At 61.5% G+C, this 14,626-nt stretch carries 17 protein-coding genes; 8 read left to right on the forward strand and 9 right to left on the reverse strand.

What is annotated here, in order from left to right:
- Window positions 1–237: 237 nt before the first annotated feature.
- The 5 genes from dnaN to mutM all read right to left on the reverse strand — a co-directional run bounded on the left by dnaN (window position 238) and on the right by mutM (window position 5,703).
- Complete coding sequence (gene dnaN, locus ABW043_RS05560; protein ID WP_353920233.1) at window positions 238–1,359, reverse strand: DNA polymerase III subunit beta; 1,122 nt, start codon at window positions 1,357–1,359, stop codon at window positions 238–240.
- A 118-nt stretch (window positions 1,360–1,477) separates the two neighbouring features.
- Window positions 1,478–1,855, reverse strand: a complete 378-nt coding sequence (locus ABW043_RS05565) for a UCP034077 family protein (protein ID WP_353920234.1) — start codon at window positions 1,853–1,855, stop codon at window positions 1,478–1,480.
- A 171-nt stretch (window positions 1,856–2,026) separates the two neighbouring features.
- Window positions 2,027–3,487: a chromosomal replication initiator protein DnaA gene (dnaA, locus tag ABW043_RS05570; protein ID WP_353920235.1), complete on the reverse strand. Its 1,461-nt coding sequence runs from the start codon at window positions 3,485–3,487 to the stop codon at window positions 2,027–2,029.
- Between the two features lie 895 nt (window positions 3,488–4,382).
- A complete protein-coding gene (gene rpsT / locus ABW043_RS05575; protein ID WP_056312739.1) occupies window positions 4,383–4,649 on the reverse strand; it encodes a 30S ribosomal protein S20 in 267 nt (88 codons plus the stop codon).
- A 166-nt stretch (window positions 4,650–4,815) separates the two neighbouring features.
- On the reverse strand, window positions 4,816–5,703 hold the full coding sequence (gene mutM, locus ABW043_RS05580) for a bifunctional DNA-formamidopyrimidine glycosylase/DNA-(apurinic or apyrimidinic site) lyase (RefSeq protein WP_353920236.1): 888 nt from the start codon (window positions 5,701–5,703) through the stop codon (window positions 4,816–4,818).
- A 117-nt stretch (window positions 5,704–5,820) separates the two neighbouring features.
- Here mutM and ubiE point away from each other — a divergent pair, with 117 nt between their 5' ends.
- The 6 genes from ubiE to ABW043_RS05610 all read left to right on the forward strand — a co-directional run bounded on the left by ubiE (window position 5,821) and on the right by ABW043_RS05610 (window position 10,687).
- Window positions 5,821–6,585, forward strand: coding sequence for a bifunctional demethylmenaquinone methyltransferase/2-methoxy-6-polyprenyl-1,4-benzoquinol methylase UbiE (ubiE, locus tag ABW043_RS05585; RefSeq protein WP_353920237.1), 765 nt, complete (start codon window positions 5,821–5,823; stop codon window positions 6,583–6,585).
- Between the two features lie 3 nt (window positions 6,586–6,588).
- Window positions 6,589–8,136, forward strand: coding sequence for a 2-polyprenylphenol 6-hydroxylase (ubiB, locus tag ABW043_RS05590; RefSeq protein ID WP_353920238.1), 1,548 nt, complete (start codon window positions 6,589–6,591; stop codon window positions 8,134–8,136).
- A gap of 63 nt (window positions 8,137–8,199) precedes the next feature.
- Window positions 8,200–8,802, forward strand: coding sequence for a hypothetical protein (locus ABW043_RS05595; RefSeq protein ID WP_353920239.1), 603 nt, complete (start codon window positions 8,200–8,202; stop codon window positions 8,800–8,802).
- Window positions 8,799–9,257: a dUTP diphosphatase gene (gene dut / locus ABW043_RS05600; protein WP_353920240.1), complete on the forward strand. Its 459-nt coding sequence runs from the start codon at window positions 8,799–8,801 to the stop codon at window positions 9,255–9,257. Before ABW043_RS05595 ends, dut begins: the two co-directional genes overlap by 4 nt.
- The gene (locus ABW043_RS05605; protein WP_353920241.1) at window positions 9,211–9,966 is read left to right on the forward strand and encodes a DUF2259 domain-containing protein; all 756 of its coding nucleotides are present in this window, start codon (window positions 9,211–9,213) and stop codon (window positions 9,964–9,966) included. Before dut ends, ABW043_RS05605 begins: the two co-directional genes overlap by 47 nt.
- On the forward strand, window positions 9,956–10,687 hold the full coding sequence (locus ABW043_RS05610; RefSeq protein WP_353920242.1) for a HesA/MoeB/ThiF family protein: 732 nt from the start codon (window positions 9,956–9,958) through the stop codon (window positions 10,685–10,687). Before ABW043_RS05605 ends, ABW043_RS05610 begins: the two co-directional genes overlap by 11 nt.
- Here ABW043_RS05610 and ABW043_RS05615 read toward each other — a convergent pair.
- Window positions 10,681–11,574 (reverse strand): LysR family transcriptional regulator, encoded by an 894-nt coding sequence (locus ABW043_RS05615; RefSeq protein ID WP_353920243.1) that lies wholly within the window; start codon window positions 11,572–11,574, stop codon window positions 10,681–10,683. The two genes, ABW043_RS05610 and ABW043_RS05615, sit on opposite strands and share 7 nt — an antisense overlap.
- 102 nt (window positions 11,575–11,676) lie before the next feature.
- On the opposite strand from ABW043_RS05615, the gene ABW043_RS05620 reads away from it, so the two are divergent.
- A complete protein-coding gene (locus ABW043_RS05620) occupies window positions 11,677–12,288 on the forward strand; it encodes an NADPH-dependent F420 reductase (RefSeq protein WP_353920244.1) in 612 nt (203 codons plus the stop codon).
- A 168-nt stretch (window positions 12,289–12,456) separates the two neighbouring features.
- Here ABW043_RS05620 and infC read toward each other — a convergent pair whose 3' ends face one another.
- Entirely contained in the window at window positions 12,457–12,993 is a 537-nt protein-coding gene (infC, locus tag ABW043_RS05625) for a translation initiation factor IF-3 (protein WP_353920248.1), read from the reverse strand.
- A 165-nt stretch (window positions 12,994–13,158) separates the two neighbouring features.
- Between infC and ABW043_RS05630 the strand changes: the two genes are divergently transcribed.
- Entirely contained in the window at window positions 13,159–13,926 is a 768-nt protein-coding gene (locus ABW043_RS05630; protein WP_353920245.1) for an alpha/beta hydrolase, read from the forward strand.
- A gap of 60 nt (window positions 13,927–13,986) precedes the next feature.
- Here the strand turns inward: ABW043_RS05630 and ABW043_RS05635 are convergent, their stop codons facing one another.
- Both ABW043_RS05635 and ABW043_RS05640 read right to left on the reverse strand, forming a co-directional pair.
- Entirely contained in the window at window positions 13,987–14,286 is a 300-nt protein-coding gene (locus tag ABW043_RS05635; protein WP_353920246.1) for a GIY-YIG nuclease family protein, read from the reverse strand.
- 108 nt (window positions 14,287–14,394) lie between these two features.
- The coding region (locus tag ABW043_RS05640) for a DUF6886 family protein (protein WP_353920247.1) at window positions 14,395–14,626 on the reverse strand (232 nt) is incomplete at its 5' end.

Below are 14,626 nucleotides of genomic sequence, written 5' to 3' on the forward strand. Positions count from 1 at the left end.
ATTGCGAAAAGCAGTCAGGCGCAGGCGGGAGATGTGGCGGATCATTTTGTCTCCGGCCTTCCCCTCGCCCCTTGAGGGAGAGGGACAGGAATTTCTGCGTTCAGCAGAAATTCCAGGGTGAGGGGTTCTATCCTCCGCAGGGACGCGTGTGGCGGAATTGAATACCCCTCATCCGCCCTTCGGGCACCTTCTCCCTCAAGAGGAGAAGGGAATCCAGTGTTCGCTGCAAGCTCGGAACTACACCCGCATCGGCATCAGCACATAAAGCGCATTTGCCTCGCCCTCTTCCTTCACCAGCGTCGGCGAATTGGCGTCGTTGAAGAGGAAGACGGCGCTTTCCGAGCGGATCTGGGTGATGATGTCGAGCAGATACCGCGCATTAAAGCCGATCTCAAAGCTGTCGATGTCGAAATCGACCGCCAGCTCTTCGCTCGCCGTACCGTGGTCGGGATTGGTCACCGAGAGTTCGAGCAGGCCATCATGGGCCTGGAGCTTGACCGCCTTGCCGCCGCGATCCGAGGCAATGGTCGAGACGCGATCGACGGCCACGGCAAAGGCCGCACGATCGACCAGCATCTGCTTGTCGTTGTTCTTGGGGGTGACGCGATCGTAGTCGGGGAAGGTGCCTTCGATCAGCTTTGAAAGCAGCACGACCGGGCCGACGGTGAAGCGGATCTTGGTGTCCGAAACTTCCACCTTCACATCGCCATCGACGCCGTCGAGAAGCTTTTGCACTTCGCCCACGGTCTTTTTCGGCACGATGATGCCGCTCATACCCTTGGCGCCCTCGGGCGCGGCGATTTCGGCACGGGCCATGCGGTGCCCGTCCGTCGCAACCGCGCGGAACAGCGGGCCGGTCTGGGAATTGTCGACGGCGTGGAAATAGATGCCGTTGAGATAATAGCGCGTCTCTTCGTTGGAGATCGCAAACTGGGTGCGCTCGATCAGCTCGCGCAGCAGCGCGGCCGACACGTCGAATTCATGGGCAAAGGCGCCCGACTTCAGGTCCGGGAAAGAATCGGGCGAAAGGCACGCCAGATTGAAGCGCGAGCGGCCGGAGGTGAGAACCATGTTCTCCCCGCCATCGGTCTCGAGCCGCACTTCGGCGCCGTCGGACAGCTTGCGGACGATTTCGTAAAGCGTGTGCGCGGGGACCGTCGTCGTGCCCGGCGTCGACACCATGGCCGGCACCGATTCCGTTACCTCGATATCGAGGTCGGTGGCGCGCAATTCGACATGATCGTCACTCGCCTTGAACAGCACGTTGGCGAGGATGGGATAGGTGTTGCGGCGTTCCACAACCCGATGCACATGGCTCAGCGACTTGAGCAGATGGTTGCGTTCGAGCGTGACTTTCATATTCGGCATCTATCCCAAAAAAGCGCAGCAAACCCGGCCGGGGCCGGGCAGGGACGTTTACATTCTCGTAACGGGTTGGCAAGGCCAGCGAGACTTTTGGCCGCGCCCAAGCTGTGGATCAGCTCTGAAAATAGATGGTCACGGAAAAACGCTCGTCCGCTTCCGCCCCAAGTGCCTCAAGACCCTCGAAGGGCACGCAGCGATCAACCGCCGCCAGAATGCTGTCGGTGAGGACGCCGCGCTTGCTGGCGGCCTTGGCTGTTTCCGGCGCCAGCAATGCTTCGCCATCGAGCCGCCCATCGCCAAAGAAGGCGATATCGACAGCCATGCGCTGGTCCTCCTCGCCGGGCGGCACGATCCAGCAGGACATGAGCTGCTGCTGCACGCGAATGGCGATGGCCTGGTTCTGCTTGGCGATGGCTTCGGGAGAAAGGCCCTGCGCCAAAGCGGGCGCAGCGGCGGCGAGGGCCAGGAGAATTGCGAAGAATCTGATCATGCGCCCATGGGTGCCGTCCGGTCCGGGCCAGATCAAGGCACGGATATGTCATTGCGACGAGTTTTGTGGATTGTCGCAGTGGAGACACAGCGCCACCATGCAAAACGCCACTCCCGCTATCGCGGCAATGGCGTTCGCTTGGACATGGGAAAGCGGGAAACCCGCCAATCCCTATTCTTCGAGCATGCGCTTGAGCAGTTCGATTTCCTGGCCGAGTTCCAGGTCATCCTTGATCATCTGTTCGACCTTGCGCACCGAGTGCAAAACGGTCGTGTGATCCCTGCCCCCGAAGCGGCGGCCGATTTCTGGGAGGGAACGCGAGGTCAGCGCCTTGGCCAGATACATGGCGATCTGGCGCGGACGCACCACGTCGCGCGAGCGGCGGGCCGAAAGCAGTTCGTTGCGCGGCACCTTGTAGTGGCGCGAGACGATTTTCAGAATATCTTCGATGCGGACGCGCTTGGCGTCGCGGGCACGGATCAGGTCGGCCAGCGTCTTTTCGGCCAGCGGCACGGTGATCAGTTCGCCGGTCAACTGGTTGGCGGCAACGAGACGATTGACGGCACCGTCGAGGTCACGGCCGTGGCTGGTGACAGCACGGGCAACATAGTCGAGCACGGCGGGCGGGAAGTGCATGCCGAAGCGCGCGGTCGACTGGTCGGCACGGCGCTGCACGATGGCACGGCGCAGGTCCATGTCGAAGGTCGAGATCGGAACGACGAGGCCACCCGAGAGACGCGAACGCACGCGCTCGTCCAGCATTTCGAGATCGCGCGGCGGCGCATCGCCGGCCACGACAACCTGCTTGGCGCCGGTCAGAAGCGCGCCGAGCGTGTGGCCGAATTCGGTGGCCGACTTGCCCTGCAGGAACTGCATGTCGTCGATGAGAAGAAGATCGACCTTGCGCAGCCACTCCTTGAAGCCGAGCGCCGACTGGCGCTGCACGGCGGTGATGAAGTGGTACATGAAATGGTCGGCGGTCAGGTAGACGATGTTCTTGGAACTATCCGCCTGGCTGACGGCATGGGCGATCGCGTTGAGAAGGTGCGATTTGCCGAGGCCAACGGTCGAGTGAATATAGACCGGGTTGAAGGTGACGGTGTTGTTGATCGCCGCATTGGCGATCTGTTTGGCGACACCGAAAGCCATTTCATTGGCTTCGCCCGACACGAAGGTGTCGAAGGTCATGCGGGAATCGATGGCGCTACCGGCAAGGGCATCGCCCTTCTGAGCCTGCGGCACAAGGCGGGCCACTGGCGCGGTTTCGACATTGGCAGTCTGCGCGGCGGGCTTGGCGACAGGCAGGTCTTCAGCCGGTTCGGCAGCAACGACCGGCGCGGGAGCCAGGCGAGGGCGGGCCTGACCATTGACGCGCAGGGTCACGTGCAGCCGGGCCGCATCGGGAACGTCGTGGCGGAAGGCTTCGACGATGCGGTCGGAATAGTTCGATTGCACCCAGGAGCACAGGAAGCGCGTGGGGGCAGAAAGGTGCACCAGGTCGTCGACGAGCTCTTCAAGCTCAAGCCGGGCGAACCAGGAGGTGAAAACGTCTTCGCCGACGGCCGCCTTGAGGCGAGCGCGCACACGCATCCAGAGGTCGCGCTGGATGGCGGCTGGGGAATTTTCGCTCATGACAGGGTCGCCACTCTGGTTGACGGAGGAAGAGGAGGGAGAGGCGGCCACTGACCAGTCATCCCGTCCTGCGATTGCCTGTCGCATCATTATTTAGCCCTGTTGTTTTGCCCGTACGGTCCGCATGCCGCCGAAGCTTGTTGTTCTCGCGCTCGTCGCTCCACTTAAGAGACGAGCATCTCCTTGCCTCCCCGGAGAGGGGAAACATTGACCCCGGCAGTTGCCTGCCACAGGCCTCAGTCAATCAATGTCGTGAGCCCGGCCGGACGGCCGAAGGACTAATACGCCGTGCCAGCCCGGATGAATCCGGCAGCACACCGTTCCGTCAAAAAGGTCATAACCAGCCCATGCTGCTCCGGCCTCGTGTGCCGAGACAGCCCCCAAACTCTTGCCCGAAGTGATCCTGTCTGCACCGTGCCGGGGTCGTTTTGAGCCCCGCTTTTCCGTGCTGACCAGATTACTTTAGGGGGTTGGTTTTGGCCCCGCAACTGGTGAATCGTTGAAATAGGGTCTTGACTCGGAGGCAGAGATTTAACCCTCGGGCGAGGTCCAAAATTGCCTTTCCACAAGAGCCTGTGACTCAATGCAGAATCGCTTTTTCGGCTCCTTAACAAAGGATGAAAAAATTATTCTGGCCCCGTGATCCCACCGATTTTATGTCGATTTGAACGCGGTTTAACGAAAGCCCGATTCCTCAGGTAACCCGTTAAATCTGAAGCGCTTTCCAAGGCTGTGCCCAAACGTGAGGCATTCTACCACACCGTCACGGAAATGAAATGTGACGTGTGCGCGACGAAAAACTTGCCCGCTTGAGCGCCAAAGAAAAAGGGCTCCTTGCGGAGCCCGTTTCTTCTGTCGCGTCTGCCTTATGGGCGCCGCTTCAGATTGTCTCGTCTCAGGCCTGGAGGGCCTTAACGCGGCTGTTCAAACGGCTGACCTTGCGCGAAGCGAGGTTGGTGTGAACGATGCCCTTGCCGGCAGCGCGGTGGATTTCCGGCTCGGCAGCCTTGAGGGCAGCAAAAGCAACGGCGTGATCGCCGGCGGTGATGGCTTCTTCGACCTTGCGGATGAAGGTACGAACGCGGCTACGACGCGACTTGTTGACCGCGGTGCGGGCTTCGATCTTGCGGGTAGCCTTTTTGGCTGAAGGCGTATTGGCCATAACGGTCCTCTTTGCGTCCAACCGGCCAACAAGCGTACAAAAGTCGCAGGCGTCCGGGATAAAATGAAATCGGCGGCTTTCGACTGCCGCCAAGTTGGGGGGTCTATAGGTCAAAGGCGCCGGGGCGTCAACAGGACTCTGTGGTCGGAGCCGGTTCCAGCCCCCCTCAAGGCTGCTTCTGGCACACCGGACAAAAGAATGTCGAGCGTCCCGACTGCACGATGCGCTCGATCGTCCCCATACATAGGGGCGTGGGGCACGGCTCCCCTTCCCGATCGTAGACCGCAAACCGGTGCTGGAAATAGCCTGACCCGCCCTCGGCATTCCTGAAATCGCGCAGCGTCGAACCGCCCACTTCGATGGCTTCGGTAAGAACCTCCCGCACGGCATAGGAGAGGTCTTCCAGCGCTTTCTTGGGCTTTTCCGCCTTGGTAAGAAGCGTCCGCGCCTCGATGGTGGGGAGGATATGGGCTCGGTGCAGCGCTTCGGCGACATAGATATTGCCCAGCCCCGCCACGACGCGCTGGTCGAGCAAAGCCGCCTTGATCGGCGCCTTCTTGCCCTTGAAGGCCGCGGCCATTTCCTCGGCATTGAAATCATTGCCGAGCGGCTCCGGCCCCAGGTCCTTCAAATAGGAAGAGTCCTCGGGCTTCTCGAACAGGTCCAAAAATCCGAACCGCCGGGGATCGGCATAGATAAGGTGGCTCTTGCCGTGCTCGGGATGATCGATGGAAAAGATCAGATGATCGTGCTTGGGCTCTGTCCCCGGCTCATAGTAGCGCGGCGGCTTGTCGATGCCGTGTTCGGCAAAGCGCCAGGAGCCGGTCATCCCCAGATGGCTCAGAATCGTCAGCCCATTGTCGAGCGCGATGAGCAGGTATTTTGCCCGCCGCCCGACATTGGTCACCGTGGCGCCCGTCACCTTTTCGGCAAGGCCCGCCGGAAAAGGAAAGCGCAGGTCGGGCCGGCGCAACTCCACCTTCTCTATGCGCGCCTTGACCAGCCAGGGTTCGAGACCCCGTCGAACGGTTTCTACCTCGGGCAGTTCGGGCACTCAAAATCTCCTTCACCCTGCGGTTCTTTGCGCCATGGGCTTTTCTTCGCGCCTTATATATGGTGCGCGCCGATCCCATGTGGATGTTTTAAGTAGTCCAGCAAAGAGGCGTGAGCCATGACCGAGGCGCGCGAAACCACCCATTTCGGCGAGCAGACCGTGGCGCTCGAAGACAAGCAGGGTCTCGTCAACAAGGTCTTTCACGACGTGGCCGACCGCTACGACCTGATGAACGATCTCATGAGCTTTGGTGTCCACCGTCTCTGGAAGGACGCGATGATCGCCGACCTCGCCCCGCCGCGCATGGGCAGCCGGGGTTATAGGGTTCTCGACATGGCCGGCGGCACCGGCGACGTCGCCGAGCGCATCGTCAATGCTTCGCACGGCTATGCCGAAGTCGTCGTCTCCGACATCAATTCGGACATGCTGCGCGTCGGCGCCGAGCGCGCCAAGACCTGGCGCTATCCTGCGCAAGCCAGTTTCGTCGAAGCCAATGCCGAAGAACTGCCTTTCGAGAGCAATTCCTTTGACGCCTATACGATCGCCTTCGGCATTCGCAACGTGCCGCGCATCCAGGTGGCGCTCAACGAAGCCCATCGCGTCTTGAAGCGCGGCGGCCGTATTCTCGTCCTCGAATTTTCTCAGGTCGATGTGCCCGGCTTCGATGCCGTCTATCGCGCTTTTTCCGACACCGTCATTCCGCCCATGGGCCGCGCCGTCACCGGCGATGCGCAGCCCTATCAGTATCTCGTCGAATCGATCCGCAAGTTCCCCGATCCCGCGCGCTTCACCGCCATGCTCGACACGGCCGGTTTCAAGCGCACCAAGCACACGGCCTTTTCGGGCAATATCGCGACGCTGTTTTCGGGCTGGAAGATTTAACGCATGGGTCTGGGCTCCTATTTCCGTCTCTTCCACGCCGGCTGGGTGCTGGCGCGGGAAGGCGCTTTCTCCGTGCTTCCTGCCGAATCCCTGCCGCCCTCGATGAAGCTGGGCATTGGCCTGGCGCGTATCGTCGAGCGCCCGAGCGTGCGGAAGACCGGCCGCGTCGACCGACTCAATGCCGCGCTCAACAAGCTGGGGCCGAGCTTTGTCAAATTCGGCCAGACCCTTGCGACGCGCCCCGACATCGTCGGGCCCCAGGCCGCCGCTGATCTCTCGGGCCTGCAGGATCGCATGCCGCCCTTCGATCCGGCCCTCGTTCCCGGCATCTTGGCGCTGGCCCTCGGCTCCAAGGCCGAGCAGTTGACCGAAATCAGCGAACCCATCGCCGCCGCCTCCATCGCACAGGTGCACAAGGCAAAACTGCGCCAGCCCGGCGCGCTGCCTAAAACCGTGGCGATCAAGATGCTGCGCCCCGGCGTGTCCGAGCGCTTTCATTCCGATACCAAGGCACTCTATGCCGGCGCGCACCTCGCGGAAATCTTCGCGCCCTCGAGCCGCCGCCTGAAGCCCACCGAGGTCGTCAAAACCCTCGACCATTCGATGCGCATCGAGCTGGACCTGCGCCTCGAAGCCGCCGCCATTTCCGAGATGGCCCAGAACATCAAGGACGACACCGGCTTCATCATCCCTGACGTGCAGTGGGACCAGGTTGCGCAAAACGTCCTCACGACCACCTGGGTCGATGGCATTCCGATCCGCGATCTCGCCGCCATGGACGCAGCCGGGATCGACCGCAAGGCGCTAGCCTCCAAACTGCTTCAGTCCTTTCTGCGCCATGCCATTCGCGACGGCTTCTTCCACGCCGACATGCATCCGGGCAATCTCTTCGCCGATCCGAAAACCGGCGACGTGGTCGCCGTCGATTTCGGCATCATGGGCCGCATTTCCAAGCGCGAGCGCAAATTCCTCGCCGATATCCTCTTCGGCTTCATCACCCGCGATTATCACCTCGTCGCCCAGCGCCATTTCGACATCGGCTATGTGCCAAAGCACCAGTCGGTCGACGATTTCACCCTCGCCATCCGCTCGATTGGCGAGCCGCTCCATGGCCGCACCGCCGCCGACATTTCCATGGCTAAGGTTCTGGGCCAGCTCTTCGTCATCACCGAGCTTTTCGACATGCAGACCCGCCCCGAGCTGGTGCTGCTGCAAAAGTCCATGGTGCTGGTCGAAGGCGTCGCGCGAAACCTTGATCCTGATCTCGACATTTGGACAGTGGCCGAACCCGTCGTCGGCGATTGGCTGCGCCGCGAGGAAGGCCCCATCGGCCGCATCGAAGATTTTGCCGGTCACCTTACCCGCATGAGCGAAGCCCTCGGTCGCGTCCCGGTCCTCATCGCCGAGGCCGAACTGACGCTGGCCGAACATCGCGCCATGATGGCCAACCCGCCCAATCGCCTCGTCAACAATGCCCTTGTGGCAGTGCTGGCGGCCGCCTTCGTGGTGCTCGTCCTCGCCGGCTGGCGCCTCCTCACAGGTAACTTCTAGGCCCAACTTGCCGCTCGGTGGGCAAGTCCATAGATTGCCGCCAAATCGGCTCCGGAGACTTTCATGGGTTTGAAATCAATCGCCAAACTGGGCGCCATGCTCATGCTCGGCGCCTCGCTTGCGGGCTGCATTGACGCCACGGTCGATGTCGAACTCACCAGCGAAACCACCGCCAAGGCGACCCTGATCCAGGTCATGTCGGCCGATTTCTACGCCATGTTCAAGATGAACGCCTCCGAGAGCGAAACCGCCACCAGCGAGTTCTGCTCGGAAGGTGAGCTCGTCGAAAACAGCGATGGTAGCGCCACCTGCACGCTGACCGAAGAAGGCACGTTCGAAGAACTGGCCGCCATCGAAGGGGAAGACAACGCCCTCTTCTTCACCCCGGCCGGTCCCGGCCTCGTGCGCGTCGCCCTGCCGACCGCCGACATGATGGGCGAACTCAGTTCGGGCGAAGATCTCGACCCCGAGACCAAGCAGATGGTCGAAGCCTTCTTTACCGGCCACACGATCACCATCCGCATTTCCGGCGCCGAGATCACTGAGACCAATATGGATCTCAGCGACGACAAGAAATCGTCTGACACTGAAGTCCCCTTCCTCGAGCTGATCAACGGCACCGCCGACCTGCCCGACGAATTCTTTGCCGTGGTGCGCGCCAAATGACCGGCTCGATCTCGATTCCCCTGCAGTGGCTCCCCCATGGCGCGGGCCTCCCCGTGCCAAAGGTGCAGACCGCCCTCTCGGCCGGCGCCGATCTCTGCGCTGCCGTTGAGGCCGACGCACCCATCACCCTCAAACCCGGCGCCCGTGCCCTGATCCCCTGCGGCTTTGCCATGGCCCTGCCGGCCGGCTACGAGGCGCAGGTGCGTCCCCGTTCCGGTCTCGCGGCCAAGCATGGCGTGACGGTGCTCAATTCCCCCGGTACGATCGACGCCGACTATCGCGGCGAGGTGAAGGTGATCCTCGTCAATCTCGGTCAGGACGATTTTGTCGTCACCCGCGGCGAACGCGTCGCCCAGATGGTGGTCGCCCCGATCGTGCAACCGGCATTTGCTGAAGTGGAGGCGCTTGATGAAACCGAACGTGGATCTGGTGGCTTCGGCTCGACGGGTCGCTAGTGCTTTCGGGCTTTTGGGCCTGATGGTTTCGCCCGCTCTGGCGGGTGACCGGGCGCTGATCGATTTCATCGGCTTTTCGCCCGATGCGAAATACTTCGCCTTCGAGGAATTCGGCATCCAGGACGGGTCCGGCGCGGCCTATTCCAATATCTATGTCATCGACCTCGAAAACGATTCCTGGCTCGATGGTACCCCGATCCGCGCCCAGGCGCCCGAGGGCGACGACAGCGAAAACCTCCTCGCCATTCGCTCCAAGGCCAATACCGAAGCCCTGAAGTTCATCGCCGACAACAAGATCTTCGTGCCGGCCGAAATCGCCGCCCTCAATGGCGATGGGGTGATCGACGAAGATCCCATGCGGCTTGCCTTCATGTTTCCAATCCCGGTTATGGGGATGGAGACAGACAGCTACCAGCTCGAAATCTCGCCTTTTACGGCAAAGTCAGCCGAGGATTGCGCCGACTATTTTGGCAACGACCCCTTCGGGTTCGAATTGACCGTGTTCGACGGCAGAGAAACACGGGTGCTCCACCGCGACGAAGACACGCTGCCGGCCTCGCGTAGCTGCCCCTACACCTATCGCCCCTATGCCGTGCTTGTGCCCGGCCTCGGTGGCACACCGTCGGCCGGCGTCGTCATCGTCTCCTATACGCGCGGCGGCTTTGAAGGCCCCGATCGCCGCTTCCTCGCGGTGCCACTTGCCTTCTGATCGCGCTCTTTCGCCCGAAGAGACCCGCCGCTACGCCCGCCATCTCGTCCTCAAGGGCTTTGGCGGCGCCGCCCAGCAAAAGCTCAAGGCGGCCAGCGTGCTTATCGTCGGCGCCGGCGGCCTCGGCAGCCCGGCCGTTGCCTATCTCGCTGCCGCCGGCATTGGCCGTTTGGGCATCATCGACCCCGACACGATTTCCCTGTCCAACCTGCAGCGTCAGGTGGTCCACACGACCGCCAGTATCGGCTCAAGCAAGGCCGACAGCGCCAAATCTTTTGCGGAAAATCTCAACCCCCACGTCGTGGCCGATGCGATCCCTGAGGCCATCACCGAGGCCAATGCTGCAAGCGTCCTCGCACCCTATGACCTCGTTCTCGACGGCACTGACAATCTCGTCACCCGCCGCCTCGTCGCCGCCACCGCAGCAGCCCAGCAAAAGCCGCTCGTCTCCGGCGCCGTCTCGATGTTCTCCGGCCAAGTCACCGTCTTCGCCCCCCATCTCGGCGGACCGACCCACGACGCGCTCTTTTCCGACGAGGCCGATGACGCCAGCCTCCCCTCCTGCGAGCTCAACGGCATTCTGGGCCCCGTCACCGGCGTCATCGGCACGCTCATGGCCATGGAAGCGATCAAGCTGATCACCGATACCGGCGCGCCGCTCATCGGCCGCGTGCTGGTCTATGACGCCCGCGACGCGCAGTTTTCCGAAATCGCTTACTGAAGCTCGCGCAATTCGCGCGCGATCCACTCGATCACCCCGGCCAGTCGCCGCGGCACAAACTGTCGCGACGGATAGACCGCGTGAATGGGCAGCGCGAGCTTCCGCCACTCCGCGAGCACCTCCACCAATCGGCCGCTCGCCAGATCCTCCTCCACCAGCACGCGCGGCGCATAAGCCAGCCCAACGCCCTCCAGCGCCGCGGCGCGCATGGCCTCGCCATTGTCGACGCCAAAGTTGCCCCTGACCGCCGCCGAAACCTCGCGCCCCTCGCCATCCCAAAAACTCCAATGGTCGCGCGGCGAGAGATTGAGGCTGATGACGCAGCGATGCTTTCCCAACTCATCGGGGTGCCCCGGCGTCCCCATGCGCCTGAGATAGTCCGGCGAAGCACAGCAGGCGAAATCATAGGTGCCGATGCGCCGCGCGATCAGGCTCGACGGTTTCAGATTGCCGATGCGAAACGCCAGATCAAAGCCCTCGGCCACCAGATCCACATTGCGGTCGAGCAGCGTCATTTCCACCGACACGGCGGGATGGGCGTTGGTGAAACGCGCCAGGGCCGGGGTCAGCATTTTGACGCCCAGCGTCGTCGAGCCGCTGATCCTGATGTGCCCAACGAGATCCTCCGCCTGCGGATGGGCAATGTCTTCCAGCTCCTCGACCTCTTCGAGGATGCGCATGGCCTTGGCGAGGAACATTTGCCCTGTCTCGGTCAGCCGCTGGCTGCGCGTCGTCCGCTCGATCAGTTTGACCCCATAGTCCGCTTCCAGCGCCAGGATGCGTCGCCCGACCATGGCCGGCGACACATTGAGTCGCCCAGCCGCCTTGGAAAAGCTGCCCGAGGTCGCCGCGGTGACAAAAGTCCTGAGATTGACGAGATCGACCATTCGATACTTCTACGCAATTATCTTTCAACAATTGAAGACATTCACGTCGGAGTAGTCCAGCCCTAAATACTCCCCATCGAAACCGCCACACGGAGAGAAGAAATGACCACCGCAATCATCGGTCTTGGGAATATGGGGTCGGGCCTCGCCCGTCGTCTTGCTGGCAACGGCAACCTGGTGCTCGCCACCCGCAATGAAGCCGCCGCTGCGACGCTCGCCGCCGAAATCGGCGCCAAGAGCGCTTCGATCGACGCCGCCATCGCCGCTGCCAACACTGTCGTCCTCGCCCTGCCCTATGCCTCGGCCCTCGACCTCGCCAAATCCGGCGCCCTCAATGGCAAGGTGGTCGTCGACATCTCCAATCCGGTAAAGCCGGACTTTTCGGGCCTCGCCATCGGCTTTGACACCTCGGCCGCCGAAGAAATCCAGAAGGCTGCCCCGACTGCCAAGGTGGTAAAAGCCTTCAACACCATCTTTGCGAGCCTTTTTGCCGCGGCCAAGGACGACACGGCCAATGTGCCCGTCTTCCTTGCCGGTGAAGACGCCGCGGTCGCTCAGGTCGAAACACTGGTGCAGAATGCCGGCTTCGCCGTCGAAAAAACCGGCACGCTCGACGCCGCCCGCCTCCTCGAACCCGTCGGCATGCTCAACATCCGCTTCGCCTACGGCCTCGGCCGCGGCACCGCCATCGCTCCGGCGTGGCTGAGCGTTTGATCCTAGCCACCGTACGTCATCCTCGGGCTTGACCCGAGGACACTTCACTTAGGGACCACCAGTAAGTGCCCTTGGGTCAAGCCCGAGGGTGACGGCGTCGGGTGGATAGCGAAAAACAAAAAAGGCGGGCCAAAGCCCGCCTTCTTCAATTCTAAAAGTACCGTCGCCTTACTTGGGCGCCAGTACCATGACCATCTGGCGGCCTTCCGAGCGCGGCTGGCTTTCCACCTTGGCGATGGTTTCCATCTGCTCGCGCACCTTGACCAGCAGCGACATGCCGATGTCCTGGTGCGCCATTTCGCGACCACGGAAACGCATCGTCACTTTCACACGGTCGCCTTCGCCCAGAAACCGTTGCACAGCTTTCATCTTGGTCTCGTAGTCATGGGTGTCGATGTTCGGCCGGAGCTGAACTTCCTTGACTTCGATAACCTTCTGCTTCTTGCGGGCCTCGGCTGCCTTTTTCTGGGCAGCATATTTGAAGCGGCCAAGATCAAGCATCTTGGCAACCGGCGGGGCAGAGTTCGCCGCGATAAGGACCAGGTCGAGCCCGGCTTCCTGCGCTTCTGCAAGCGCGATACGCGTTGAAACTATGCCTCGGTTTTCGCCTTCGGCATCGATAAGCTGGACGTCGGGGCTGGTAATGTCCTCATTGGCAAGCGGCCCATCTTTTTGGGGCGCCGTTGGTCTCATTGGACGACGAATGGCAAGCGTTCCTTGTGCTGTTCAAGCGAGGGGGTGAATTCGGGCCTAAAATCGTGTTAGCGGGTTAAGAAGTCAACAGCCGGATATGCTGATTTTCCGGGTGTTGCGCCCGGGGGACGCTTATCCGTTTGCCGGTAAAGATCGCAAACGACCAAAGAGTTCCGTGTGACTTCCCTTCCACGACAGTTCCTTAGCATTGGCGTGGCTGAAAAGCACCGCAATATCGCCTATGTCCAGCGCCCCGGAAAAACGCCGGGGCTTTTCTGGCTCAATGGTTTCCGCTCCGTAATGACCGGGCTCAAGGCCAACGCCCTCGACGCTTTCGGCGCCGAATTGGGCCTTGAGGTGACGCGATTCGATTATTCCGGCCACGGTGAGTCGGGTGGAAGCTTTGACGAGGCCACCATCACGCGCTGGCTCGAAGAGACTATCGCCGTCTTCAACCAGACCCACGGCCCCCAGATCGTCGTCGGCTCCTCCATGGGCGGCTGGCTCGCTTTGCTCCTTGCCCGGCACCTCCTGCAAAGCGGCCAAAAACGTCTGCAGGGCCTGATCCTCATCGCCCCGGCGGTCGATGCCACGCATGACCTCATCCCCACTCGCTTCACGCCGGAACAGTTCTCCGCCCTCGCCAAACAGGGCTTTGTGGAGCGGGTCAGCAAGTATGGCGACGGCGACTATCGCTATACCAAGACGCTCCTCGAAGACGGCGAAAGCCACCTGCTCTTCGGCCGCGTCATCGAAACCGGCTGCCCCGTCCATATCCTCCAAGGCGGGCAGGACCCCGACGTGCCCCCGGCCCATGCTCAAAAACTTCTCACGCATATCCTCCACGATCCCGTGACCTTTACGCTGATCCCCGACGGGGACCACCGGCTGAGTCGTGAGGAAGATCTGGAACGGCTGCGGGCAGCGGTGTTGGGGATGATGTGACTCTGTCACAAGTGCCACCCCAAACACGGTGTCATTCCCGCGAAAGCGGGAACCTCCGTTTCACCAGTTCGCTGCAAGCTCGGGATAAAGGTCTACCCAGTCCGCGTTGCCCGTCTCGATCAGTTCGATCTTCCAGGCTCGCCGCCATTTCTTGAGCCGCTTCTCACGCAGGATGGCTTCATCGATATCCTCGAAAATCTCGAAATGAACGAGATTGTGGATGTGGTAGCGGCTGGTCTGCCCGCGCACCAGTTCTTCACGATGAGTATACACACGGCCGATGAGATCGTTGGTCATACCGATATAGAGCGCACCATACTTTCGGCTGGCGAGGATATAGACGAAGTAAGTCTTCTCCATTGCAACACCCAAACAGAGGTTCCCGCTTTCGCGGGAATGACACCGAGTTGGTGGAAATATTAAGTCAATCTACAAGCCTGTCATCCCCGCGAAAGCGGGGACCTCTGTTTAACTTCTAGGCAGAGCATTCCGCATCCGGATCATCGAGAACACGAGGCTCGATTCCTTCACCGCGTCATGCAGCGCCCCAAGCGATGGCAGCACTTTCAGCGTCACGCCCTCGGCCGCAATCGCCCCCGGCAGATCGTCCACAATGTCGACCCCCACGGGTTCTATGGCCCCATAGGACACCCAATAACCAGCGCCCTCGTCCTGCAGCACAAAGCCATCATTGGGCATG

The organism is Devosia sp., from assembly GCF_040509215.1.
Taxonomy (GTDB): domain Bacteria; phylum Pseudomonadota; class Alphaproteobacteria; order Rhizobiales; family Devosiaceae; genus Devosia.